Source organism: Bradyrhizobium tropiciagri, assembly GCF_001189845.1.
In the GTDB taxonomy this organism is placed as follows: Bacteria; Pseudomonadota; Alphaproteobacteria; order Rhizobiales; family Xanthobacteraceae; genus Bradyrhizobium; species Bradyrhizobium tropiciagri.
This window is the reverse complement of the sequence record NZ_LFLZ01000015.1, coordinates 33,575-59,572: the sequence shown is the minus strand read 5'-3', so window position 1 is coordinate 59,572 and position 25,998 is coordinate 33,575. Positions and strand designations below refer to the sequence as shown.

At 60.0% G+C, this 25,998-nt stretch carries 21 protein-coding genes; 11 read left to right on the top strand and 10 right to left on the bottom strand.

Annotated elements, in window-relative coordinates; genetic code table 11:
• The first annotated feature begins 2 nt into the window (after positions 1-2).
• The 7 genes from AKN84_RS14745 (at position 3) to AKN84_RS14715 (ending at position 10,646) form a co-directional block, all read left to right on the top strand.
• Positions 3-749, top strand: coding sequence for an SDR family NAD(P)-dependent oxidoreductase (locus AKN84_RS14745; RefSeq protein ID WP_050421421.1), 747 nt, complete (start codon positions 3-5; stop codon positions 747-749).
• 7 nt (positions 750-756) lie between these two features.
• Positions 757-1,923 carry an acyl-CoA dehydrogenase family protein gene (locus tag AKN84_RS14740; protein WP_050421420.1) on the top strand — a complete coding sequence of 389 codons (1,167 nt, stop codon included), beginning with the start codon at positions 757-759 and terminating at the stop codon, positions 1,921-1,923.
• A 9-nt stretch (positions 1,924-1,932) separates the two neighbouring features.
• The gene (locus tag AKN84_RS14735) at positions 1,933-3,153 is read left to right on the top strand and encodes a CoA transferase (RefSeq protein ID WP_050421419.1); all 1,221 of its coding nucleotides are present in this window, start codon (positions 1,933-1,935) and stop codon (positions 3,151-3,153) included.
• 15 nt (positions 3,154-3,168) lie between these two features.
• Complete coding sequence (locus tag AKN84_RS14730; protein WP_430649908.1) at positions 3,169-4,833, top strand: acyl-CoA dehydrogenase family protein; 1,665 nt, start codon at positions 3,169-3,171, stop codon at positions 4,831-4,833.
• The gene (locus AKN84_RS14725) at positions 4,817-5,689 is read left to right on the top strand and encodes an HpcH/HpaI aldolase/citrate lyase family protein (RefSeq protein WP_430649907.1); all 873 of its coding nucleotides are present in this window, start codon (positions 4,817-4,819) and stop codon (positions 5,687-5,689) included. Before AKN84_RS14730 ends, AKN84_RS14725 begins: the two co-directional genes overlap by 17 nt.
• On the top strand, positions 5,682-9,158 hold the full coding sequence (gene pyc, locus AKN84_RS14720) for a pyruvate carboxylase (protein WP_050421417.1): 3,477 nt from the start codon (positions 5,682-5,684) through the stop codon (positions 9,156-9,158). The genes AKN84_RS14725 and pyc overlap by 8 nt, the downstream gene beginning before the upstream one ends.
• Before the next feature lie 150 nt (positions 9,159-9,308).
• Positions 9,309-10,646, top strand: a complete 1,338-nt coding sequence (locus AKN84_RS14715) for an MmgE/PrpD family protein (protein WP_050421416.1) — start codon at positions 9,309-9,311, stop codon at positions 10,644-10,646.
• A 137-nt stretch (positions 10,647-10,783) separates the two neighbouring features.
• On the opposite strand, the gene AKN84_RS14710 is transcribed toward AKN84_RS14715, so the two are convergent.
• A complete protein-coding gene (locus AKN84_RS14710; RefSeq protein WP_050421415.1) occupies positions 10,784-11,542 on the bottom strand; it encodes an SDR family NAD(P)-dependent oxidoreductase in 759 nt (252 codons plus the stop codon).
• Positions 11,543-12,428: 886 nt separating this feature from the next.
• Positions 12,429-15,671 (bottom strand): adenylate/guanylate cyclase domain-containing protein, encoded by a 3,243-nt coding sequence (locus AKN84_RS14705; RefSeq protein WP_050421414.1) that lies wholly within the window; start codon positions 15,669-15,671, stop codon positions 12,429-12,431.
• 1,228 nt (positions 15,672-16,899) lie between these two features.
• Here AKN84_RS14705 and AKN84_RS45400 point away from each other — a divergent pair.
• Together AKN84_RS45400 and AKN84_RS14695 are read left to right on the top strand one after the other, a co-directional pair.
• Entirely contained in the window at positions 16,900-17,178 is a 279-nt protein-coding gene (locus tag AKN84_RS45400) for a hypothetical protein (protein ID WP_128970815.1), read from the top strand.
• A gap of 36 nt (positions 17,179-17,214) precedes the next feature.
• Positions 17,215-17,445 carry a hypothetical protein gene (locus AKN84_RS14695; RefSeq protein WP_050421412.1) on the top strand — a complete coding sequence of 77 codons (231 nt, stop codon included), beginning with the start codon at positions 17,215-17,217 and terminating at the stop codon, positions 17,443-17,445.
• Positions 17,446-17,699: 254 nt separating this feature from the next.
• Here AKN84_RS14695 and AKN84_RS45395 read toward each other — a convergent pair whose 3' ends face one another.
• Positions 17,700-18,056: a hypothetical protein gene (locus AKN84_RS45395; protein WP_128970814.1), complete on the bottom strand. Its 357-nt coding sequence runs from the start codon at positions 18,054-18,056 to the stop codon at positions 17,700-17,702.
• 8 nt (positions 18,057-18,064) lie between these two features.
• The gene (locus AKN84_RS48040) at positions 18,065-18,241 is read right to left on the bottom strand and encodes a hypothetical protein (RefSeq protein WP_167351852.1); all 177 of its coding nucleotides are present in this window, start codon (positions 18,239-18,241) and stop codon (positions 18,065-18,067) included.
• A 1,332-nt stretch (positions 18,242-19,573) separates the two neighbouring features.
• Between AKN84_RS48040 and AKN84_RS14680 the strand changes: the two genes are divergently transcribed.
• Positions 19,574-19,822, top strand: coding sequence for a hypothetical protein (locus tag AKN84_RS14680; RefSeq protein WP_050421409.1), 249 nt, complete (start codon positions 19,574-19,576; stop codon positions 19,820-19,822).
• 614 nt (positions 19,823-20,436) lie between these two features.
• Here AKN84_RS14680 and AKN84_RS48035 read toward each other — a convergent pair.
• Complete coding sequence (locus AKN84_RS48035) at positions 20,437-20,613, bottom strand: hypothetical protein (RefSeq protein WP_167351851.1); 177 nt, start codon at positions 20,611-20,613, stop codon at positions 20,437-20,439.
• A gap of 396 nt (positions 20,614-21,009) precedes the next feature.
• Here AKN84_RS48035 and AKN84_RS14670 point away from each other — a divergent pair, with 396 nt between their 5' ends.
• Complete coding sequence (locus AKN84_RS14670) at positions 21,010-21,192, top strand: hypothetical protein (RefSeq protein ID WP_128970813.1); 183 nt, start codon at positions 21,010-21,012, stop codon at positions 21,190-21,192.
• Positions 21,193-21,687: 495 nt separating this feature from the next.
• Here AKN84_RS14670 and AKN84_RS14665 read toward each other — a convergent pair whose 3' ends face one another.
• The 5 genes from AKN84_RS14665 to AKN84_RS14645 form a co-directional block, all read right to left on the bottom strand.
• Entirely contained in the window at positions 21,688-21,951 is a 264-nt protein-coding gene (locus AKN84_RS14665) for a hypothetical protein (protein ID WP_050421483.1), read from the bottom strand.
• Positions 21,952-22,079: 128 nt separating this feature from the next.
• Positions 22,080-22,580, bottom strand: coding sequence for a CarD family transcriptional regulator (locus tag AKN84_RS14660; RefSeq protein WP_050421406.1), 501 nt, complete (start codon positions 22,578-22,580; stop codon positions 22,080-22,082).
• Positions 22,581-23,633: 1,053 nt separating this feature from the next.
• On the bottom strand, positions 23,634-23,795 hold the full coding sequence (locus tag AKN84_RS49030) for a hypothetical protein (protein ID WP_244485111.1): 162 nt from the start codon (positions 23,793-23,795) through the stop codon (positions 23,634-23,636).
• A 598-nt stretch (positions 23,796-24,393) separates the two neighbouring features.
• Positions 24,394-24,645, bottom strand: coding sequence for a DUF5658 family protein (locus tag AKN84_RS14650; RefSeq protein ID WP_050421482.1), 252 nt, complete (start codon positions 24,643-24,645; stop codon positions 24,394-24,396).
• A 583-nt stretch (positions 24,646-25,228) separates the two neighbouring features.
• On the bottom strand, positions 25,229-25,645 hold the full coding sequence (locus AKN84_RS14645; RefSeq protein WP_050421404.1) for a hypothetical protein: 417 nt from the start codon (positions 25,643-25,645) through the stop codon (positions 25,229-25,231).
• Positions 25,646-25,998 lie beyond the last annotated feature (353 nt).

Genomic DNA, 25,998 nt, shown 5'->3' with positions numbered 1-25,998 from the left:
CCGTGATCCAAGGAGCGATCATCGTCTCGGGAGCAAGCCGAGGTATCGGTGCCGCGGTGGCTCTCGAGCTAGCGAGGCGCGGCTTTACGGTTGGCTGCGTGTCGCGGAGTGGCGCCGTACCCGCATCGGACACGCCGATTTCGGACGACGTCCGCGCGCGCCTCGCGGCACGGCCCTGTGATGTGACGGACATGCCCAGGTTCCGCGCCGTCATTGCCGAGGTTGCCGAATTGGCGGGTGGACTGGGTGGTCTGATCAACAACGCCGGAGTGCACAAGGATGTGCGCGCGCAGGACATGTCGATCGAGGATTTCGAGTGGGTGATGCGCATGAACACCACGGCGGTGCTGGCGGCGTGTCAGGCGGCGTACCCTCTCATGCTGGCCAACAAACGCGGGCTGATCGTCAATATCGGCTCGTTCTTCGAAAGGCTTGGCGTGGGCGGCAGTGTCGCCTATTGCGCATCCAAGGCCGCGGTTGCCGCCGTGTCCCGGTGTCTTGCGGCGGAATGGAGCCGCAAAGGCATCAGCGTTCTCAATGTTGCGCCGGGTTACGTCGAGACCGACATCAATCGCGACTTCCTGCGGGACGAAGCCGCGAGCGCGGCAGTCCGGACGCGATCTTTCATCAGGCGAGCCGGAAATGCGTCGGAAGTCGCGCGTCTGATCGCAGCCCTCTACGTTGAGGACATCCCGTTCCTGACCGGCGAGACGATCGTCGTCGACGGCGGCTATGGCATAGGCATCTGAGGACATCATGACTGTATTCGATCGGCTCGACGCGAGCATTCAACTCAGCGAAGAAGAGCGCCTGTTGCTGAAGAGCGTTCGACGTCTCGCGGATGACGTTCTCAAACCGCGCGCCGCACACTACGACGAGACGGCGGAATTCCCGTGGAACAACATCAGGGCGATCAACGAACTGGGGCTGAACTCGATGTTCATTCCCGCGGAGTACGGCGGCAGCGAGCTGTCGTACACTGCATATCTGGCTGTTTGCCGCGAGATCGCGCGGGCCTGTGCATCGACGGGTATCGTCTGGGCAACGAATTTTCATGCCGCCAGTCCACTCGTCGACTACGCGTCAACGGAACAGAAAGCTCGCTGGTTGCCGCGCATTGCCGAAGGGGGCCTTGCGGCTCTGTGTCTGACCGAGCCCGGCGCCGGTTCCGACGCGACGGGCATGAAGACCCGGTTCGAGGAGGATGGTGACGAGATCGTCGTGAATGGCGGCAAGACCTTCATCACGAACGGCGACGTCGCGGATCTCCTCGTGATTTTCGGAAAGTGGGCCCCGCTCGGCGACGGCAAGAATGCAATCTCGCTGCTGGTGATGGAAAAAGACACTCCCGGGTTCGAAGTTCTGCGCACGGAACACAAGATGGGAACTCGCGCTTCCAGCACTGCTGCGCTCTCGTTCACCAACTGTCGGGTGCCGCGCGCCAATCTTCTGGGGGCGCCTGGCAAAGGTCTTCCCATGCTGTTCGACTTCCTCAACAAGTCTCGGCCAAGCGTCGCTGCGCATGCACTCGGTATTGCCCGTGCGGCGTTTGAGGATGCCGTCGCCTATATCAACGAGCGCCACCAGTTCGGGCGTCGGATCATCGATTTTCAGGGTATCCAGTTCACGCTGGCCGATCTCTCGACCGATCTCGCGATGTGCGAATCGTGGCTCTGGACTCTTGCCCGGCGCATCGAGGCTGGCGAGCGCGATATCAATCAGGAAGCGTCCATGCTGAAGATGCGCGCGTCCGACCTTGCCATGCGTATCAGCACCGAGGCCGTCCAACTGTTCGGGGGTTATGGTTACACCAAGGACTATCGCGTCGAGCGGTTGATGCGCGATGCGAAGATTACCCAGATCTGGGAAGGAACCAATCAGGTCCACCGGCAGATTATCGGCCGCAGCTTCGCAACGAGGTAAGCGCAAGCCATGTATCAGGTGCTTGAAGGGTTGCGCGTGGTCGAAATGGCGTCGTTCGTGGCCGGGCCATCATGCGGATTGCATCTGCTGCAAATGGGGGCGGAGGTCATTCGGATCGATCCACTCCGCGGCGGGCTCGACAACGGGCGCTGGCCGCTTGCGACCGACGCGACGTCGCTCTACTGGCAAGGGCTCAACAAGGGCAAGAAGTCGGTCGCGCTCGATCTCGGTCGCGGCGAAGGACGGGAGCTTGCGACCGCAATTGTCACAGCACGCGGTTCTGGTGCCGGCTTGTTCCTGACCAACCAGGCGCCGCGCGGCGCGTTTTCTCACGAAGTCCTCTCGCAGCGCCGTACGGATCTCATCTCGGTCCGCGTGATGGGCTGGGGCAATGGCGCGACGGCGGTAGACTATACTGTCAACGCTGCTCTTGGCCTGCCGTACATGACCGGGCCTGTGGAGGCTGAGTCCCAACCGGTCAATCACGTGCTGCCGGCCTGGGATCTCATCTGTGGGGCCTATTCGGCCTTCGCGCTGCTCGCTGCTGAGCGACGGCGACGCGAAACCGGCAACGGCGGCGAAATCCAGGTGCCGTTGAGCGACATCGCTGCCAGTACGCTCGGACATCTTGGGCAGGTAGCCGAAGTGACGCTGGGGCAGGACAGGCCGAGGGTCGGGAACGATCTATTCGGCGCGTTCGGGCGCGATTTTGTCACGCGCGATGGCGTTCGCGTGATCGTCATCGCGATTACCTCGCGGCAATGGTCGAGCCTCGTCGAGGCGATCAACCTGGAAGCCGCCATTACCGAACTCGAATCCGCACTGGGCGTCAAGCTTGGGACGGACGAAGGGACGCGCTTCATGCAGCGCGACGCGCTCAATCCGCTTGTCGCACATGCGATCGCCGCGCGGGACTATGATGTGCTTGTTGAGGAATTCGATCGTCGTGGCGTGTGTTACGGACGTTATCGGACCCTCAAGGAGGCCGTCGATCATGAGGAGTGCTTTCAGGCGGGGTACGGCGTCTTCGAACCGGTCGAACATCCAGGCGGCCATCGCTATCCAACTCCAGGTGCACCTGCGCGCATATCGCAGCAGATGCGCGCGAGTCCACCAAGTGCGCCTCGCCTGGGCGAGCACACCGAGATGGTGCTCAGCGAAGTGCTCAAGCTCGGCACCGCCGACATAGGCCGGCTCGTCGATGCCGGCATTATCGCAAGACCATCATGAATAGTCTGAAGGCAGATGTGTACGATGTCCCATTCTTCACAAGCTCTGCTTGCCTCTGCAGCGGATGCAGTCACCGCCGCACGAGCCTATGTGCACGAGTTCGCGCGATGCGTCGCGACAGAGTTGGTGGACGGCGGCCGGATCGATCCGAGGCGTGCCGACAATCAGCAGCGCCGATTGCACGGCCTTTCCTGGGCTGCAACTCTCGTCGAGACGCTCGCCGCTACACTAGACTGGGCGAGCCGGCTTGCCGCAAGCGGGCGGCTCGGTGAAGCGGAAGCGCTTGTCCTCAGAATCGGACTTGGCGAATACCTCGCTCAGCTCGCCTTCGGGATTCCGATGAGCCAAAACGAGGTCCTGCGCCCCAGCGAGATTGGGTTGCACGGGCCTGCGGCGGTTTTGGCTGCGGACGCTTCGTTTCAATATTTCCAGGCCGAGGGCAACAATCCCGCCAATCGCCGCGCCCTCATCGACGCGATCGTCGCGGGAGCGACCGTCGACGAGCGTCTTGATGATGAAACGCTGGATATGGTTCGCGATCAGTTTCGCCGCTTCGGCGCCGAACGGGTTGCCCCCCACGCTCATGATTGGCATCTCGCGGACCAGCTCATTCCCGATGATGTCGTCGGCGAGATGGCCGAGCTCGGTGTTTTCGGAGTTTGCATCGATCCGGAATATGGCGGGCTCGGCCTTGGCAAACTGGCCATGGCGATCGTTTCGGAAGAGCTGAGCCGTGCCTGGATTGCCGCGGGGTCGCTCGGCACACGTTCGGAAATTGCTGGCGAACTGATTTCCCTCGCCGGGACATCAGAGCAGAAACGCCGCTTCCTGCCCGGCATCGCTTCCGGGAAGATCCTTCCGACGGCGGTGTTTACCGAGCCCGATACGGGATCGGACCTCGCAGCCGTGCGGACGCGAGCAAGCCGGGATGCCGACGGTACCTGGCGCATCTCCGGCAACAAGACATGGATCACTCACGCGTCGCGCAGCGATTTGATGACCGTGCTTGCGCGAACCGCCGAGGGGGCGCGTGGCTATGAAGGCCTGAGCATGTTTCTGGCCGCGAAAGCGCGAGGAACCGAAGCCGATCCGTTTCCATCCGACGGACTGGATGGCGGCGAGATCCATGTGCTTGGGTACCGGGGGATGAGAGAATACGAGCTCTCGTTTGAGAATTTCGCCGTTCTCGGGGATAGCTTGCTGGGAGGGGAAGAAGGCCGCGGCTTCAAGCAACTCATGCAGACGTTCGAGGGAGCACGTATCCAAACCGCCGCGCGAGCGATCGGCGTGGCCTGGAAAGCGTTCGATCTTGGCCTGCGTTATGCGCTCGAGCGGAGACAGTTTGGGCGGCAGATCGTCGAGTTCCCGCGCGTCCACGACAAGCTCGCTATGATGTTGACGGAAACGGTCATGGCCCGCGAGCTCACCTATGTCGCTGCGCGCGAGAAGGACAAGGGCCACCGCTGTGATATCGAGGCTGGGATGGCCAAGCTTCTTGCGGCGCGCGTTGCGTGGGGCAACGCCGACACCAGCCTTCAGATTCACGGCGGCAACGGCTACGCGCTCGAGTTCGAGATCAGCCGCGTGCTGTGCGATGCGCGCATCCTGAACATATTTGAAGGCGCAGCCGAAATTCAGGCACACGTCATCGGTCGCGGACTTCTTGCACGACGACAATAGCAAAGGCATCGACATGGGCCAACGCGATATGGTGACCGTCACAAGGCCTCTTCCGGTCGTACCGCTTTTCGTTCCCGCGAACCGCGTCGACCGAATTGCAAAGGCTTGGCGGAGCGGAGCAGACGGCGTCATCGTCGATCTGGAGGATGCCGTCGCGCCAGAGGCTAAGGCTCCGGCGCGAATGCTTCTTTCTCAGCTTCCCGAATATTTGCAGAACGTCATCGTTCGGATCAATGCTGTGGGTACGCCCTGGTTCCTTGACGATGTTGCGATGCTTCGCGATCAGGCCTTCGCTGGCGTGATGCTACCCAAGGTCGAGACCGCGGAAGATGTCGGGGTGTTGCTCGATCGTCTCGGTCGTCAAGTGCCCGTGCTTGTGCTCATCGAAACCGTCGGCGGCATGGCTGAGCTGCAATCGATCTTGCGGGCAAGCTGTGTCTGGGGAGCTGCATTCGGCTCTATCGACTATGCCATGAGCGTAGGTTCAGAACACGAATGGGATGCGTTGCTGGCGGCGCGAAGCGAGCTTGTCTTCCGGTGTCGATTGGCGGGCGTTTCGCCGCCTCTTGATGGCGTGACCACAGCCATCGATTGCGAAGAGCCGGCCGCACAAGACGCGCGCCGCGCACGTGCTCTTGGCTTTGGGGGGAAGCTCGTTATTCACCCGCGCCAGGTTGAACCGGTCCTTTCCGCGTTCCGCCCCAGCGCGGACGAGATCCACTGGGCAGAGCGTGTTTTGACTGCAGCTCAGGACGGTGCGGCTGTGCAGGTCGATGGTCGGATGGTCGATGAGCCTGTCGTCGAGCGGGCGCGCCGCATTCTCCGGCAGGTGAGGGAAGCGGCCAACCATGCGTAAAATCCGTCGTCTGCTTGTCGCCAACCGTTCGGAGATTGCGATCCGCGTCTTTCGCGCCGCGACGGAACTCGGCATCCGAACCATTGCGGTTTACGCGGAGGAAGACAAGCTCTCATCGCATCGCTTTAAGGCTGACGAAGCCTACTTGATCGGGCGCGGTCGGCACCTCAAGGAGCCAATGGGGCCGCTGGAGGCCTATCTCTCGATCGAGGAGATCATCCGCGTCGCGAGCGAGCGAAAGGTGGATGCAATCCACCCGGGGTATGGCTTTTTGTCAGAGAGCCCGGAATTTGCCGAAGCGTGTGCGGCGGCGGGCATTGCGTTTATCGGCCCGAGGCCAGAGACGATGCGCCGGCTCGGCAACAAGGTTGCGGCACGCGACCTCGCCGCTTCAGTTGGTGTTCCGGTGATGCCTGCGACGCCGCCGCTTCCAGGCGATCCGGAACTGGTCAGGCGTCTCGCGGCTGAGATCGGCTATCCCTTGATGCTCAAGGCGAGTTGGGGTGGTGGCGGGCGAGGCATGCGCCCGATCGAATGTGAGGACCAGTTGCTCGGCTCCGTGATGACGGGCAAGCGCGAGGCAATGAGCGCCTTCGGCAAGGATGAGGTTTACCTCGAGAAACTAGTGCGCCATGCCCGCCATGTTGAAGTGCAGATCCTCGGCGACGACCACGGCAATCTCGTGCATCTCTTCGAGCGTGATTGCTCGATTCAACGGCGTAACCAGAAGGTTGTCGAGCGCGCGCCCGCGCCCTATCTCGACGAGGTCGCGCGCGATGAGCTCTGCGAAGCGGCGCTCAAGATTGCGTGCGCGACGGGCTATGTCGGGGCTGGCACCGTCGAGTTTCTGATGGATGCCGATACCAACTCTTTCTATTTCATAGAGGTCAATCCCCGCATTCAAGTTGAGCACACGGTGACGGAAGTTGTGACCGAGCTCGACATCGTCAAGGCGCAAATCCGCATCTCTGGGGGAGGCGCGATAGGCCGGCGAGACCCGAGCGGGGATTGGGAGGTCGGGATTCCCCAGCAGGGCGCAATCGCACTGCGCGGCCATGCACTGCAGTGTCGCATTACAACCCAGAATCCGGAGAACAATTTCATTCCGGACTACGGGCGGATTACCGCTTATCGCGGCGCCTTCGGCTTCGGCATTCGGGTTGATGGCGGCACGGCCTATTCCGGTGCAATCGTGACGCGCTTCTATGATCCACTCCTTGAGAAGGTCACGGCCTGGGCGAAGACCCCCCAGGAGGCGATCGATCGTATGGACCGCGCCTTGATGGAGTATCGCATCCGCGGGGTCGCGACCAATCTCGCTTTTCTGCACAATCTGATCAGTCACCCCAGATTTCGTGCCAACGACTACACGACGCGCTTCATCGACGAGACCCCTGCGCTCCTTGATTTTTGCAGGCGCAAGGACCGTGCGACGAAGCTGCTGACGTATATTGCCGACGTCAGCGTTAACGGTCACCCGGAGACGCGCGACCGGGCCCGGCCGCCGGCCGAAGCGCGGCAGGCTGAGCCTCCAGCCATGCACGCGGAGCTGAGCGAAGGCACGCGTCAGAGGCTCGAAAAGCTCGGTCCCAAGGGCTTCGCGCAATGGATGCTGGACGAGCGCCGGGTGCTCGTGACCGACACCACCATGCGCGATGCTCACCAGTCGCTGCTCGCGACCCGGATGCGCACATATGACCTCGCAATGATGGCGCCGGCCTACGCAGGCGGCCTGCCGCAGCTTTTCAGTCTGGAATGCTGGGGCGGCGCAACATTCGATGTCGCCATGCGCTTTCTTTCGGAAGATCCTTGGGAACGATTGCGCTTGATCCGCGCGCGTGCACCAAACATCCTGACGCAGATGCTGTTTCGAGGGGCGAACGGCGTCGGTTACACAAACTACCCGGACAATGTTATCGGCCACTTCGTCCACCGAGCAGCAGAAGCGGGCATGGATCTCTTCCGCGTGTTCGATTGCCTCAACTGGGTCGAGAACATGCGAGTTGCGATTGATGCCGTGGTCGAGAGCGGCAAGCTTGCAGAAGGGACCATTTGCTATACCGGCGATCTGTTCGATTCCACGCGTACGAAGTACGATCTGAGATATTATGTCGGACTGGCTCATAACCTGAGGCGCGCCGGTGTTCATATCCTCGGGTTGAAGGATATGGCAGGACTAATGAAGCCTGCCGCAGCGCGCGTGCTGATAACAGCGTTGAAGGAAGAGACGGGCCTTCCGGTTCATTTTCATACCCATGACACCTCGGGAATCGCTGGCGCCACCGTTCTCGCGGCGGTAGAGGCGGGTGTCGACGCCATCGACGCGGCAATGGACTCGATGAGCGGGACAACCTCGCAGCCTTGCCTCGGCTCAATCGTCGAAGCGTTGCGCGGCTCCGACCGGGATCCCGGCCTTGATGGCGGAGCGATTCGGCGCATATCCTCCGCATGGGAGGACATTCGGGCTCAGTACGCAGCCTTTGAAAGCAACTACAGGGCGGGGGCTTCTGAAGTCTATCTCCACGAGATGCCAGGTGGGCAGTTCACCAACCTGCGAGAGCAAGCGCGATCGCTGGGACTGGATGCACGATGGCACGAGGTTTCAAAGGCTTATGCCGACGCAAACGAGCTGTTCGGCGACATCATCAAAGTGACGCCCTCTTCAAAGGTCGTCGGCGATATGGCTCTCATGATGGTCGCGCAGAACCTAACGCCAGCCGACGTGCTCGATCCTTCTCGCGAAATCGCCGTCCCGGCGTCCGTGGTCGAGATGCTGCGCGGCGATCTTGGGCAGCCAGTGGGAGGGTGGCCTGTGAAACTCCAGGAGAGGGTGCTCAAGGGGAGTGCGCCCATCACGGTGCGCCCCGCTGCATTGCTTCCTCCCGCTGATTTGGCTGCGTTGCGGTCCGAGGCTGCGAAAACGACCGGTCGCGCGCCCGCAGACGACGAGTTCGCTTCATGGCTGATGTATCCGAAAGTCTACGCTGAGTTTGTGGCTACGCAACGCAAGTTTGGTCCGCTCTCGGTTCTTCCCACGCGAACCTTTTTCTATGGAATGCAGGTCGGAGATGAACTCGCGGTCGAAATTGAGGCCGGGAAGGCACTGGTCATTCGGCTGACCGCGATAGGGGACAGCCGTGCGGATGGCATGGTGGAGGTGTTCTTTGAACTCAATGGCCAGCCACGTGTCATCACAGTTCCCAACCGCGCCGCGCGAAGCGCGGTATTGGCGCGCCGCAAGGCTGACGAGACGAATGAAACGCATGTCGCGGCTCCCATGGCCAGCTCAGTTACAACGATCGCCGTTCGGGAGGGCCAGAGAATCGCGGCCGGGGACGTGCTGCTTACGCTCGAAGCGATGAAGATGGAAACGGCGCTCCATGCGTCACGGGATGGCGTGATTATCGAGATCGTCGCAGAACCCGGTGTGCAGGTTGAAGCGAAAGACCTGCTCGTTGTGATGCAGTAGGAGCACGCGGACGAAGCGGATGGGTCCGATCGACAGCAGCGCTTTCGAGTGCTTGCTGGCCGATTGATATCAACGCGCGGCCGTAGTCTGGCGGCGCTTTCCGGCGATCTGGATCTGGTCTTGGCGAGATGAAACTGAGTTGGGTGAGTGATGGCTAGTCTTACGCGATCTTTGGGGGAGTTCGTCGCCGGGTTGGTCCAGGACCGGGTGCCCGACGACATTTTGGCGAAGGCCCGTACTTGCCTGTTCTATAATCTCGGAGTTGCGCGCGGGAGCAATATGACCCCGTACGCAGCGAGCGCGCGCAACGCCTCCATTGCACTGCACGGGCTTGATGCGAACGGTGCGACGATGTTGGGAGATGGCCGGAAAACGGCGCTGTTGGGTGCGGTTTTCGCCAATGCCGCGCTCTTTCATGGGCGCACGCAGGACGACACGTGCGGTGCGGCGCATATCGGCGCCATGGTCATACCCGCCCTTGTCGCGCTCGCGGAGGTCAAGAGATGGCCACTCGCGCACTTCCTGCCTGCGCTCATTGCCGGCTATGAGGTTGGTGGCCTGCTTGAAGCCGTCGGATCTGCTGGATCGACGGTTGAGGGATTCCGTGCGTCGCCGCTTTATGGATCGATGGCTGTTGCCGCGGCCAGTGCCCACTTCATGCAGCTTCCTGCAGCGAAGGTCGATGCGGCGATCGCAAACGCCGCGTCTGTGACGGGTGGCCTGTTGCAGCCGATCGAGGACGGTACGGAGGAATGGCGCTTCCAGTTGGGCTTTGCAGCGGTGAACGGTGTCATGGCAGCCTCGCTCACGGCTCAGGGGAATCTGACGTCGCCCTTGGCGCTGGAAGGTTCGCGTGGCCTGTTTCAGGTCTTTACCAAAAGAGGGATCGATTCATCGCACGTGGCGGCCAGACTGGGGCAGGATTGGGCACTACGGCGTGTCACCTTCAAGCCGTTCCCCGTTTGCGCGTTCAATCAAACGCCGATTTCCGCAGCCCTCCGATTGCGCGAGATGATTGCTGGTCGCAATGTCGATCGGGTCGAGGTGCGGATGAACCCGTATGAGACCGGCTATGCGGGGATGGATGCAAGGGGCCCTTTTACAACGATTGCCGGGACGCTGATGAGTGTGCCGTTCTGCGTGTCACACGCCCTGTTGCGCGGCGCGCCGACCATCCACTCGATGCTTGAGTTTGACGATGCCGCAGTCAATGCGCTGGCTTCACGCATTGAACTCCAGGGCGATCCGTCCGTCGGACGACTGAGCTGTGCGATCGTCTTGGAACTTGAGGATGGCGCCGTACTGCGTGACGAGATGGCCCGCACGCCGAATGACTACGACTTTTCTGCCGCTCAAGTAGAGGAACTGGTCCGAAGCATGGGGGAGGAGGCGAACGTGCGGCAAGCGGCGTACGATAGTATTGCGGCGTTCGCGCGTGAGTTGCCACACGGGGACATCGAGTCCATGCTCAAGGCCTTTTCAAACTGAGAGGCGCTGCTCGTGAACGTTACGCTGAGGGGGAGTGGGTCGGAATTCGGAGATCGATATTAGAGATCGGAAGATGAAAGCTCGGAGGCCGCGCGTTCAGGTAAGCCGATCTCCGAGCCATGTTCGCACATCGAAGTTTAATGCGCGAAATAGTGCATTCCTCCGTCGACCGGAATGACCGCGCCGGTTATGTACCGAGCCAACGGGGATGAAAGGAATGTCACAACGCGGCCAATATCCTCCGGTTCTCCGAATTCTCCAGCCGGAATATTCTTGGCGATGAACTCTCTACGGGCTTCTTCGGTTGGATGAAGGCGAGTAAGTGTTTGGACGCTGTTTATCCGTCCGGGCGCGATGCAGTTGACCGTAATGCCTTCCGCCGCCACGTCACAGGAAAGTCCCTTGGCCCAAAGATGCATTGCGCCCTTTGCGACGCTTGCCGCGTTGAGGGTGCGAGGCTCCATAGAGCCGCTGATGCTAACAATTCGCCCCCATTTGCTCCTTCGCATGTCGGGCAGCAAGGCCTGTGCGATGCGACGGGTCGCCTGGAAGTTGAGCGCCATAGCCTCGTCCCAAAACGCCTCATCTTCGTCAAGGGACGTCGGACGGGATCCTCCGGCGCAGCTCGCCAATATCTGAATCTCTCCGAGAGCTGCGCGTGCCTCACCAACGATGCGATGCAGTTGCTTGGGGTCAGTGAGATCACCAGCTAAGAGGACTGGTTCCTGGTCTGTCGATCTACCAATGTCGCTGATTACCCGGTGCAACTGTTCGGCGTCGAATGCGTTGAGAGCCAGGCGCACGCCTTCCTTCGCGAGCTCGCGCGCCACCCCGGCGCCTATTCCGGAACTTGCTCCCGTCACAAGTGCAGTGCGTCCCTTCAGCTTTAGATCCATATAGCTAACCTCCTTGAGTGTGCGAATACGCGCGGAATATCGGTTAGCGGCGGAGCGTGATAAACGGGGGGAAGCTTCATTCATTCTGAAGGAAAACTTGAGAATGGATTTGTACCGCGCAAGGACGGTTGCGTGCGAGTGGTCGAGAGCGGCGGTATGACGGCGGCTGCCGAGCGACGGATATCTCGCCGAGGGCCGTCAGCAAATATGAGCGAGGCACCGCTCCGCCGTGAGGTTGGGCTCGACCGTCTTTCAACCTTTCAGCTCCCTTAAAGGCAGGGGAGATATCGTCCTTGCCGACAACGAGGTGCATCGCCTCGAGCAAGCTCGCTGATGTGGTTGACCAGATAAGAAGCGCCGGCGGCATGGCTCACCCGGTCATCGAGGGCGGGCAAGATGTGTAGGCCTGCCAGGCGCGGGCCGATCCGCACCCGTGATCGAAATGCACGATTTTTCGGCTCTACGAACGCGCAGAACGTCGGCTTCTGAGTACCGATGACGTAGCGGTCGATCGTGGGCTCACGAACGAGAAGTGCACATATCTGGTGCGGTTTCTGGTGCGGCCGTCGCGCTACGGGCAACGAGGACCCAGTAAGATATTGGTCCTCTTGGTGGGCCCGGCAGGACTCGAACCTGCAACCAGACCGTTATGAGCGGCGAGGCCAACCTCACATCGCATAGGGCAGGGCTCGTATTCAGCGGTCGAGCCAAAGGGCACTTTTGACCGCGAAATGCACCTCAGCTCGTTCTCGGCCCCTGTATCCTATTGAAATCGCGTCAAATGCGCCCTCCCTCCGAGCGCACCATAAACCCAGTTTTGCCTTGAATCGCTGCCGACCTCGGGCCGCGTCCCAAATGGAAATGGCAGATAGGTTGCGGTGAAGGTTCAGCTTGCTTTGGCCACCCGCTCGCGATCGGCCTTAACGCGGCGCTCGACCAGTGCCGAGCCTTGCTGACCGGCGATCCGCTGCGCTTCCGTGAGGTCCTCGAGGCCACTCGCGCTGTTGCCGGATTGTAGTCGCAACAGGCCGCGTAACCGGTGAAACTCGCCAGCTGTCCAGCGCTCGCCGGTATCGATCTCGTTGGCGATGCCTGCTAGTGTCACTAGCCCTTCCTCGGGGCGGTGTGCCCTGACACAACCGCCGGCAAACACCACGCACCACGCAGATAGCGAGGGCAAGCGCTCAGCGATCATGCGTTCCATGCCGTGCTGGGCCAGACGGAAGCCCTTTTCGACATATCCCCGATGGATGTCAGCCAGGCCTGCAAGGAGATCGGCGTGTGGCCGCCAGTAGGGAAGGTCGTGCTCTAGCGTGAGGTCGCGCAATCGCGCGGCATGGGAGGCAAGATCGTTGGCATCTTCCGTCAAGGCGGCGAGGAGGCCGCCTGCGAAAGCGGTGGTATGGCATATCGTCTGGTAGTGGCCGCTCGCGATGGCATCATCGAGCGCAGCCTTGCGCCAGATGCCGGCTCGCTCGACGTCGCCGAGCATAGTCCAGGCTTCAGCAAGCCCTACCTTGACGGTGACGGCATGGACGGTGGCGCCGACCTTGTTCAGCACCTCGTTGTGTTGTTCAGGAACGAATAATTTCTGGAATAGCTCGAACTGGGCGATCGCCGCGGCGAACTCACCACGGAACAACAAAGTCGTGCCCATGCAGCGATGCGCGATCAGTTTATCTAAGGTGCTGCCATGCGCCGCCACCTGCACGATCTGGCGGGCCACTTCGAATCGAACATCAGTCTCGTTGAAGCGAGCGATCCAGTTCAGGAACAGCGCCGGAACGATGCGTTCGCCGCCGCCGATGCGCGCTGAAAGCTCGATGGCATGCGTGATCTGCCCCTCGACCTCGCCCGCGCCGTAGCCACGTGCCGCGATCAGTGGTCCCAGAATGGCAAGGCGCAGGTCGAATTCTCGGACGTCACGTTCGCGTCCCGGTGGCAGGCGTGAGGTCTGCTCCAGCGCCGCGGTGAAATGGGCGACCGCCTCCATGGCCGCCGAACGACGCGCGGCGTCACGTCCTGCCTTTTCCAGATAAATGATGGCGGCGGAATGGTCCCCGGCTTCCGCGAACTGGTGCGCCAGCACGTGCGGCATGCTGTCGACGAGTGCGGGAAACTTCTCCTCGATGGTGTTGGCAATCAGCTTGTGGACGCGCAACCGGTCGCGCCGCAGCAGCAGATGATAGGCGGCGTCGCGCAGCAGCGCATGGCGGAAATCGACGACATCACCAAAGCCACTGGGACGCGTGACGAAGATGCCGCTTCCGACCAGCCCCTCGACGCTCTCCCGCATAGCGGCCTCGCCGAAGGGTGATAAGGCTATCATCAGATCGAGCGGGATGTCGCGCCCGATAGCCGCCGCAAGCTGCGCCGTCTCACGGCCATTTTCAAGCAGGTCGAGCCGCGCCAGCAGGATTTCGTTCAAGGTCACCGGGATCGCGGTCGCGTCCATCGCACCGGGAGAGGCGTCCCCCATCGCCTGCAGGCTGCGGGTCAATTCCTCAGCAAAGATCGGGATGCCGTCTGAGCGTGCCACGATCGCATCGATCATACTGGCCGGCATCTTGCACTCGGCGGCGATGGTATTGACGAGCCGCCTGATCTCGTCCGGCTGCAGCCGCGCCAGCTGCAGAATACTCGCTCCAGTATGCCGCGCCCAATCCGGCATCTCCTGCGGGCGCATGGTCGCGACCAGCAATACCGGAAGACTGCGGATCATTCCGGCCAACTGCTTCAGCCATTCGCTGGTCGAGGGATCCGCCCAGTGCACGTCCTCGATGACGATGATTGGGCTCTCGCGCGAGATTGCCTCTACTATGTCGAGCAGTGCCGCGATGGTGCGTTCCCTGATTTCCGTGGGCGCAAGCCGGAGCAATAACTTTCGGTCGCTGCTCTCGCGCCGCAACAGCTCGGCGATTAGCGCCAGCCGCTCGGGGCTCGCCTGGCCGAGGCCGCGCAGCATTGCTTCGAGCTTGTCGAGCTGGCGCACATCAGCATCCGGCGCTTCCACACCCGTCATGTAGTCAAAATAATGGGTGATCGGGTGGAACGGGCGGTTGGCGTGGATCGGTGAACATTGCAGCACCACACGCTGTTCCGGCCTGATCTCGAGCCTGCGGTGCATCTCATCGATTAAGCGCGACTTGCCAATGCCGGCCTCGCCGGTGATCACGACGATCTGACCCTGGCCGAGCAGGGCGGCGGCGGCGCGGTCAACCAGTCGGGAGACCTCGTACTCGCGACTGATCATAGGCAGGTTGACCGCGCCATGCACAGCGTCGAAGCGGGTCGCTCCCCGCTGTTCCCCGATCACACGGTAGGCCGTGACGGGTGCGTCGAAGCCCTTCAGGCTTCGCGGGCCGAGATTCGCAAGGCGGAACTGTCCGCCGATAATTTTCGCGGTTGTTTCCGCGATGAGCACCTCGCCGGCCCCGGCTTCGCCTTGCAGCCGCGCGGCAAGGTTGGGGGCTTCGCCAACCAGCGAGTCCCGCTCGATGGCGGCATGGCCGACTAGGTCGCCAACCACGACGGGCCCGGTGGCGATGCCGATCCGTACCTGGAGTTGATCTCCGCGTGGTGTGACCAGCTTGCCGATCTCCTCGGTGAGCGTCAGCCCGGTAGCGACCGCGCGTGCTGCGTCGTCCTCGCGCGCGCGCGGATATCCGTAGGTCGCGAGTACGCCGTCCCCGACGTAGCGCAGCACGTATCCGCCATAGCGCTCGATGAGCGTGGCGCAGGTATCTTTGTAACTGGTGAGGAGCTCCAGCACGATCTCGGGGTCGAAATCGGAGGAAAGTCTGGTGTAGCCGACGAGGTCGCAGAACATGGTCGTGACCTGCCGTCGCTCGGCGTTAGCAAGCGGCCGCGGCGCAGGCGTCCGAGGGGCGGGCTTCTCCTTCGGCTCGGGCCGCTGCACCTCCACGGCAAGCTTTGCGATCGCATCGAGCAGCCGGCGGCGATGTCCGACTGACGTGACGCCGAGCTCGACAAGATCGGTCGAGGTAAGATGCGCCAAATCGCCAGCGTCTATGTCGTTGTGGAGGAATGCCTGCAGGTAGCCAGACAGCCCTAGCTGTTCCAGCCATCTCTCGACAAAACCCGCGTTCGGTCCGTTCGGCTTGGGCATACGGTCTGCAGCGCCTCACCGTTTTAATAAACGATCCGCCATCTCAATGCATCCGCCACTTTGGCCGACCGGCTCACGGGAAGCGCTTGATCAGATGCGGCGAAATCATCGGCTCGAACGGAAGAAGACGTTCTTGAGCTGCGATTACTTGACTTCGACACCGCAAAGCTCGCTCTCTTTGCGGGAATTCTCCACAGTGTCGATCTGAAATGGCGAGTGGGGACCGCTGACCTCGATGTCTGCCGCCTACTGGCGAGCCACATCCAGCGGAAGCTCGAACGGCGCTCGCTTCAGCATGCCCGCAGTTTAGGTGCCGGGCGGACACAACGCGAATCCAAACGCTCGGCATTGGGGGCACTGGCGAAATCCCGTGGTTCTACGGAAATGATGCTCCTAATGCACGGCGCTGGCTGTCGCTGAGGCCCTTCTCGCGAAACCGAATATTTCGGAGGCCCTATTTTCTTATCGACGGGCTTCCAAGCTCCCCAAGTTGCGACTTCGTAGCCCGTCAACAGGATTTCTGAAAACGAGCGCGGCTGACCGACGGTTGATCTCTCAAGGCAAGCTACGGTAGGTCCGCATTTCGCTCAAAAGCAGGCATCGAGGACGCCTGGAGTGAAATATCCGTTTGGATCACAAGCGGATCGATCTCGGCAAACCGCGAACGGAGTTCCACCGGCTCAGAAAAATGCAGTCGGAGCCGAAACCAACTTAACTTATGTGAATTTTAACTTGGGGCGCCGCGGGACCGCGAGGTCAACCATGCACCTGTCGCTCGTGGAAGCAGTTATCACCGTAGCCACTCTTGCCCCCGCGTTCCTCGTGGAAATGTCTATTGCGGTAGCCTTGGGCGTGATCTGAGAGGTGTCCCATGGTTGAGCTGTATGCCCCGCAAGTAGAGAGGGAACATTGCCGCGCCCTTTTGTCACGAGGTAGGCGAAAGGCTTCCCCTTGCCCTCGATCGGAATCAATCGCCTTTGCCTTCCCACCTTCGCGCGACGCTACGTCGGTTAAAGGAGATAGATAGAGGCTCGGGCGTACCTTCGATCAATCTCAAAGCATAAATCGAGAGCAGGCATACTTCGCGACCGGAATTAATGTGCGGAACCACGCTGTTGCGTTCCAATAGGGGCAGATCGCATTCGCGCCAGCAACGCGAATACTGCGCCTGAAAATTTCGGAACGAAACAGGCCTCCCAGTCCTTCTCTGACGTTAAGGGAGGTGCCCATGAATGCTCAGGCAAGAGAAGGTGCGTGTGCGTTCGCTTGGCGGAACTACTTGCTGCTCCACAGCGGTGTCAGCGAGAACGATGACAGGCGCTCCGCCCTCCGTCGCTACGTCAATAATCTTCGTGACGCCGGCCAATATGACTTCGATCTCTTTCAGATTGCGGCAGTCGCTTACTTGAAAAGCCTGGACGAAGTGCATGACGAGCGAAGTGCGAGAGGCGCAGCAGATCACGCTTTGGCCGAATGCCTGGCATCACGCAACGGCACGACCCGATAATCACAGTTGTAACTCCAGATCGAAGGAGCGAGCAGCATGACGGACAAGATCGATAACGCGAACCAATTCACGCGCAGCCCACAAGGGCGCATGCTCGCAGCGACGGCGATGGGCATGAGCGCATTGAAACCAATCTTGCACTTTCAGGTCTTAATGCTGAGAATGTGGGCTGATAGCATTGAGAGGTTTGCGGGCAACTACGAAAAGGGCATTGAAGAAACCGCGACCACCGCCTCGGAGCAAGCAGACAGGGAACGCGCTGCTTAAGCGAACTTGGACGGCAGACAAGTAATAAGCGGAATGAAAGGGCCGCCTGCTTTGGCGGCCTTTTCCAAAGTATCGTTGTCCATGTCCGTAACGTCTGCGTGTCGTTTTCGACTTAGAATGCGGACATCCCGGATTCATTGCTTAGCTATTCGGGCGCATTCCCGCTGAAAGGCCGCTCCGCTATTCACCTTGCGCATTGCTAAGGCAGGCCGTGGGACGGCAAGGCGGTCTTGCCTAATGCAAAGATCAACCGTCTACCGCTGTTCAACCCTGGTGCGCCACAGGGCATCGAAAGTATTCTGACGAGTCGGCGTCCATTCTTCTGAACCAATCGGATCGCTCGGCTTCTCTATGAGGGCGCTTGCAAGCGCTTCAGTGGGACCCATCTGCGTCGAAACCCGCGCAGGCCAATCCAGCAATGATTTTGAGAGCATCGGCCCGCCTACGTACCAGCATTTTCGTCCGTCGATGAGGCGCCAAGACCAATGCTCGCGCGGATTTGGTGGTATCGCGGCGTTGCATTGTTGTTTCGCCTGCGTGCTTGGCATTCCAATTAGTAGAGAGGAAGTGATGCAGGCGGCCAAAAGAATTAATGGAAATTGTTTCGTCATCTGAGCACTCAGAGACTACTTCGTTGCTGCAATCGGCTCACAGCAACGACCAGATCGGGCCGCTCAAGAACCTCCACCAGCCTGTCGAGAATGCGCTCATTGTCGTGGGGGCGGGGTTGAAGGTATTCGTTCAGTATGCGTTGGGCCTCGCTGACGGCCTGAAGAGCAAGTTGTTGATCGGTCATCACTTCTTACCCATTCGATTAATGGAGGATCGCAGGATCAAAGAAGGATGAAGGATCAAGTCGTCTTTTGGACTTATCCCATCAAATTTTATTTCAATTGAGACGGATTGCGAAGTTAGGCAGCGCGCCACCTTCGCTCGCTAGGCCACGGGCACCATAAACTCGGCGGACAGCGGTCGGGGGAACGTAGGTAGCGCTACCCCCGACAGATGACGGATCTACCGAATAGGCTTCTCGCCTCGAATGTGTGGGTGAGGTTCCTTCTTGTTTCTAATTTGTTTTGAAATTGCTTGCGCCAACATTCGACGTCCCTCCGAGACTTGGCTCGTCCTCAGATCAGAAAACTCTCGCCTGAGCAGGTCGACGACGATTCTCACCTTGGGAAGATCCGTCATGCACTTGTGGCAGATGATCGTTTGCCGTGCGCGGAGCGTGGCGGGAAACTCGAGTTTGAGCTCCATGAGCCCGCTCGGGCGCGTAAGCCGATGGGAAGCCTTCAGCAGGAGGAAGGCACGAACGCTGGACGGCCTTGATGATTGGGCCGCAAGACGCCTGCAATTGGATGGCGGGATGATCAAAGCTCAAGGTCAGCCTCAGCCGGGACGCGGGATGTTGAGGCCACCGGCCGCGAATATCTGGCGGAAACGCGAATATCTGGCGGAAAGAAGAGTTGCCTGAACGCCATCAGTGCGTCGGCTATGCACCGCGCAGTGTGCTCTGGTTTCGGAAACATCTCAGGTATGGTTCATGGCTCGCGCTGTTCGCGCTTGTCATCAACATCGCGCTCGCCTTCGGACACGTCCATATGCCGGGCGGAACAGTCTCCGAGCGGCAGGCAGCATCACAATTTAACAGGGTTATTCTAATCCGCGTGCGACACTGTTCTTCAACTTATGGGAACAAGTGGCGTGCCGGGGGAGTCATCAACATGGCTCCCGGACAGGTGGCGCCCTCGACCGGGAGCTTAAGTGGTGACCCCGGCGCGCCCTGCGCTGGGGTCGCTTTCGGATGGCTCTGATTCCCACGGCTTGCCGCGCAGCCATTGCGCAGCAAGATCGCGCGGCAAACCACAAAAAAGCCCCGCTCGGACCGCGAGCGGGGTGATGAAGTCACCGTGACGAGTTTCCGAAACGTCACGACCATCTGGCGTTAGCAATCGCACATGACAGTTCAGTGAACGGGGGTCTCATGGACCGCCGGTTCACGCCGCGCCCGGCGGGCTCGGTCTGGTGCTACCTTGCCATCAAGTGCGCGTGAGATGTGAGGCGGATCACACCCGACCGGTTCAAGACGATTTAATGCAAATCGACAGCTCGGTATCGGAGAGCCTTGATGCCACTACTCAGCAGCGGAAGCTGGTCGAGCGCGGCCGCCACATCGATGCTCGGCATTCTCATCGTTGTGGCGGTGGTCCTTGCAGTCGTTCTTTATGTGGGATGGTCGTCGGATGCTAATCTGGCCCAATTCATGAGCCGGCCGATGGCCGCGGCTGCCTCGACCTCCGTGTTGCCAGTCAGGGGACGATCTGGCTGCGGGCGGGCCGACAAGCCGCTGCCGGCGCTTTCTCTACCGCTCGAATAATCACGAGCCTTCCGTCGGCAAGCGCTTCGGGGCCGTTCCCACTTCAGCTCACAAGCACCCCGGCTTGAGCCGCATTGACCGCAAGAGACCGTCCAGCCCATTTCCGCTGCAGTCGACGGTGCGGATCGGCTTTTCGACCTGGGCGGCTTGAGATTGTTTGGTGCTGGCGAGCCGCTTTCTCTTTTTCGAACTAGAATGGATCGCTTCGCCCCGATGGGAGGCGACGACAGGAGCGGGAGGCTCCAGGACGGTTTTCGTTTGCAGGGCAGGTGGCTGCGGTACCGATGCGATCGGTGCTGGCTGCACCGCGGGAGCGCTCGTTATGGTGCGCACCGTCCGCTGCTCTGGGACGAGCGAAAGCCGATCGGCCTTCTTAGCGCGCTCCGCCACTGGATACTCGAGGGTCGGTGCCGGCGCCGGATCTCTCGCGAGCGCTGCAACTGCACCCATACCGGCAAAGCCAATAATTCCCACCGCCAAAATCCGGAACCACATAATTGATCCTTGGCCGAACGCAGCGAACCCCGCATCCACTAAGCTACGACGATTAGGTGATGTGAGCCAATAGCTTAGGTAAAGCAGGCAATAGGCATTTGCTTTGGCGCCGCGATACCCTAATCGGCGTCGGGCTCTTTGTGATTTGCCACGGCTTCATTGACCGTCCGACGGTCAAGCCGATCTTCTGGGGAAAGTCGTGAAACGGGACGCCAGATCTCTACGGGGATTTCCACATGGCTCTCCAGCGGCTTCCTGGCCCATTCCCACCATTGGTCGAAAACGTCCTTGACCATATTCAAAACTCCCGCGACATGGCCGGATGCGTCCGGTTCTTGACCTTGATCCAGTTCTTTGACCGACCTGCGGTATTCAGCCGGCGCGGTGAGGCCCCAGCATTGCCCTCCAAGGGTGCTGGGGCCGTTTCTTATGACAAGTCGCTGCCATACCTAAGTGAATGCGGGAACGTCCGGCCGGCCGCATACTGGCATCATGTTCGAGTTCGGTCAGATGGATGGGAGCGAGCACAGCTTGGTCGGACTGGCGGCGTCATTTATCGCGCTGGTGGCGAGCTGTCTCTTCATCTGGTGACAACTTAGCACCTCATGACGATCGATTTGGGCCTCAGCTTGTACCCCCCTCGCTGAGGCCATTTCTTTAGGCAGGATATGAGCCGCCCTTCGAAAGAGCGTGTGCGTGAGGTCATCCAGGAGCTCGACGCGCTGGACCTTCCCGATGGCGCCCATTGGGCTCTGATCCATGAAAAGCTCGGCCTCAGCTACGGCGAGGTGTTCGACTACATCGCCGAAGACCCGGCGTTCTTCGGCGCAACGGCGCAACGCCCCATCCCGAGGATTGAGCGGCGCTGGAACTAGGACACTGTTGCAAGCGCGCTATTGCGGGAGGCTGAGAGGGGGGCGGAAGATCGAACCCGCCGGCCTCCAAGATATAAGATCGGCGGATCAAGTGATGGCCCCAGCACCGGCCCGTTGGCCCCCAGAGGTGCTGGGGCCTTTCTTTGAACCGCAACTCCTCTCGTTAGGAACGATTCCCAATCGGGAAAATTAGGCAATCGTGAATGCGTTCTCCGGCCCCCAAGTTGGCGCATTCGCTTTCAGTCCCAGCGTCACCCTCCCCGGGGCGCTGGGACTTATTATTTTAGGGCAAATGAAAGAGGCCGATGCGTCCCAGTGTCCTGCTCAAATAGGAACGGTCGCGTCGCGCGCCGGGTTGTCAGCCGTTCAGGTGCTGTCCTGCCGGCAGTACGTTGGACGCCCAGCACTCGGCCCCGGGGGAGTGCCCACTCACCCCGGGGTCTTTTTCTGGAAATCAAAAGGCAGTTCCGGCCAGTCCATCTCGCTGGGATCCTGTCAGGTGAACAGATCTTTCCCAGACTGCGTCAGTCTCACGAACGTCCCACTCTCATGGTACTCGAGCCAGCCTTGGCCGATTGCGTGCTGTAGCCCAGCCCAATACTCGGCCGGCGTCGCCTTGTCCTCATCGAGCATGGGGCGGTTGATCTTCTCAATGTAGATCCGGCCATCCTGGATGGGCTCGAACGCCCGGGCGTGCTCCATGAGCCTGCGGGCGGCCTTCTCGGGGTCGGAGTATGAGCGGTCACCCTTCATCTGCATCTTAGAATCTTCCGTCATCTCGGTAGTTCGCGCTCATACAGGCTTGAGTTTCCCTCTCAGCTTGCGGTGATGAGCATTTCAGCGCGTCGCCTTGGATGCAAAGCTATGACTGGTTCGAGAAGCCTCAACTAGGCGCTGCGCCTGACTTCGGTGGCTATCGCACTTTCCAGCTCTTTCACCGCTTCTTGTTCGGTCATGCCACTAACAAGAGCTACTTCTTCGGACAAGCGATCAATGGCCGCCGTGTAGAGCTGCCGTTCGGCGTAGCTCTGGTCCGGGCTGGCAGCGCGCCTGTGGAGATCGCGCATCACTTCGGCAATTGCAACAATATCACCCGAATTGATCTTGCTTTCGTACTCTTGGGCAATCCGCGACCAATTACCCCGCGCCTTATGAGGTGGTTGACCCAGGATTCGTCGTGCGTGCTGGATGGTGCTGGAGTCGGACAACCAACGCATTCCGGTTTTGGCCGCTCTGCTCGTTGGAACGCGTAGTGTCATCTTGCTCTTCGTAAAATAGACGACGAAGAACTCGAGGCAGGCGCCGGCTACAGTCTGCTCTTCGATCGCAACGATTTGACCGACGCCGTGCGCAGGGTAGACGATCAGGTCAGTCGCCTTGAATCCCAAGCGCGTCTTGCTCTGGCTTCCATCCGCTTGATCGACAGGGGGCGTAGCTGTTGCGTGTGGCCTGAATGATTAGCGCTAGACTGATAATAAAAATTCATTTCGCGACATGCTCCATGATATCTGAACTTGGTTTCTTGCCAATTCGAGCTCTGATCAATGAACGCATTAGAAGCAAACTGCGGGGCTCAGAAAAAATGCCGCCCCATCTATCCCTCACCAATAAGCTGCGAGCGCGAGCGCCGCCACGATAATGACGCCGGCTATCCATTCGGTTCGATGGCGTGACTTCTTGGCAACGAGTTCGCAGCCTACAAGTCCAGCAGTTGCCATGCCTGCAGGCAAGTGACCGGTAAACGCGGTGTGCGAAGAATATACCCAGGGAACTTTTGCGCGATGTGACCGGCGTCGCGTTGAGCGTTGGCCTCTAGCTCGGGCCGGTTTAGCGAGTTCCGCATAGACCAATCGGTGCATTGTCTAGCGCTGGCCAGCTTGGCAAAGCTCAGCGTACGCAGCGGTGCACGCTACACGCTTGCGCAACTTCAACACCAGCCCCGGTAGGGGCGCTGGTGTTTTTATGAGGATCGGTGTGGTTGCGGTGAGTGACTGATCTCTAGATCCGGTAGCTGCCTGCTAGCCTTAGTCGGTCCAAGTACGATCGCCACACCGCGGGCATTCAAACGTATGAATGACAATTCCGCTCTCAGATTCCATGATCGTTCTGACTAGGGTGAGCTTCACTCCGCAAAAGCGGCAGTCATGATGTGATCGGTCCGGGACAGTTGCGATCTTCTCAGCTCGAAATAGATCCACGGGTGCCGCGCAATCGGTTTTGGAAATGGTGCCGCTCTTGCATTCGCGAAACCGGAATGCGTTGTATTTCCAATTGTCAGGCGGGAGCTCGATTAACGCCGCGCGGCCCATGTAGGCCGCCAAAGCATAGCCTGCCATTCGCGACGGGTCCGAGGCCCATGGAGTCACACTCCTGAAGCCTATGGTACGGCGATTCACGTCCGCGCGGTGTGGCGTAATCCACACTGTGGACAACAATGCAATTTACTCGGAACGCGCGGCGCGACGCTTGCCCGCAGGCGGCGGTGGCAGGGAATCCGTCAGCATCTGCCTTAGATTTTCAGCCTGTTCCTTCGTCAGCTTCTCCGCGAACCGGCCACCCTTTTCCAATTGCGCTGGCCCCTTGAGTTCTCGATCGTAGACCATCCAGCCGGTGCCTCCCGTCCGAACGAGAAACCTAGCCTTCTGAGGTGCTGCACTATTCAACGATACCTCCCCATTGATCCGGGGCGCCGTCTCAAAAATACACCGCGTAACGGCGTCTATTCCTGGGACACTGAATCCCCAGCAGGAAATCTAGTGCAGGGGTCATGCCATCGAATCGCGGGGGCGGTGTCGCGGACGGAGCCTTGACCGATTGATGGTGGGTGGAACCTAGCTGCTCGCTAGGTTTCTTGGATTGCCGCCGGGACGCGCCTTCAACCCGATCTCGATCAGCCGGCGCCATCTGGTCCCGGCGCTGTTCATTTCCGATTTCGGGCGCTGTCGCACCTTCTGGAATTCCTCGGGTCCCTTGACGAGCCGGCGCTTGCGGCTGGCCTCTCGATCTGAAGTCGCCGAGAGGCCGCGGCGCTCACCTTTCCCAACAGATCGAATCTTCTGACCACACCGGAGAAGGAAGGGAGTGGGCTTACGGCGCCAAGGAGGTTTTCCTGACGCCGGTGGCATTAACGTGCGTTGGGGACCATCGGCGCCGAGCGGCTTCACTCCGGGATGGACGCAATAATGAGGAGAACGTTGTTGATCACGGGGTCGCGCAAAACGCCACCACAAGTGCGGCATTGAAGACATTCTTGCTACGCCAGAGCAGCGCCATGATCAGGAACGTCAACCCCAGCTTGGGAATCAACCACCAGGCACCAAACCAAGTCTGAGCGAAACGCATAAAAGGGTTTGCCGCGCCGAACCCCATCTCCAAAATCTTGTTCGTTGTCGCGAGATCAGCGCATCCGAGAAGAAGCACGGAAAGCAAAAGCAGTACCTTAATCCAGCTCATCGCGGACCCGCCGTCACCGATGGTAATAGCGATACGGCGGCTCGAAAACGAACGTGGAGCCGAAGCGATATGGCAGGGGATCATAACCGATCAGATATGCCGATCTCAGCAGCCGATAGTGCCTGTATCGAACGGTGTGAATAGATCTGTGCCATGATGTGCCGCATGCGCAGCGCTGACGAGAGCTGAAATCGGAAGGCTGATTGAGCTGTAGCTTTGAATGCTGTGCCGATGCAGCGTTTGGAATAATGCAGATAGCGCAAAAAGCCAGAACGGCTAGCAACCGATTCATCTGATTAATCCTAAATTCGTCAAAGTACGACGCCTTTAGAACCGCTCAGGAGCAAGCAAGTTCCTGAGCCGGTCAAATCAATCGGTGCCCATTGAGCGCATAGCGTTGGCGGTCATTTGCTGGCGGTGGTACGCACGCGCTTTAAAGCGCGCTCTGGCAAGCATCGCTATGCCAGCTATTGCGAGACAAGCCACGGTGCCGATGGTCGCCATCGTCGTCTAGCTCCGGTGATCTCTTCGGGGACTCGGAATCAACCAGGAGTCGAGCGCAAGAGGTAATATCAAGGCCGGCTTATAGTTCGTCGTCCCAAAGCCGGTGTCTGGCTTTGCTCCAGAGCGTTACGTTGCTGTCTCGGCGAATTGGTTCATCAAGCGAGAGCGGGGCCTGAATTGTGCCATAGCCCATCCGGCTATTCTTGCCGTAGTGCGCCGAGAGAAAGTCATCAACCCGACGAGCCACTTGATCGCGGCTAATGGCCCTTGCAAGCAGCGATACAAGGATGTCTTGGGCTAGGTCACCCCTGACCTCGAACGGCACGCGCTTCGAACGGAGGATCGATTGAATCCATTCATAGTCACCGGGCAGCATTTCGAAAGGGGGGATGTCATCGCGCGTCACATCCAGTCGAAAGTACGCCGCGTCGGCAGGTACTATCCGGCATTTGACTAGCACGGCGCGAGAGATCCTGTTCTTGGCGTTCTCGATCATAAAGCGATCAAACTCCGGTTGCTCGATTCGATAGCGCTTGAGTGCCTTGAACGTGCAGATCGCTCTGCGACCGTTTCTACTGGGTTATGTCGTCAATCGTTCTCCCTTCAGCACTGCCGAGCGCACGGCTTCTATTGCCTCCGGCCTCAGCTCGGGTCCGACCTTCTGATTGTCTCGGTCACACCTCTTGCAGTAGCGATATCCGTTCCAGCGCATTCCTGTGTTGCGGGGCTCGAAGAGATGTCCTCGATTGCGGTGCGTGCTGAGCCGCTTCGGATCGCCCTTGCGCAACCGAGCAGCTTCACCGTTCGCGAGCACGAGAGCTTTTGCTCGGTTGCCCCATTCGGGATTTT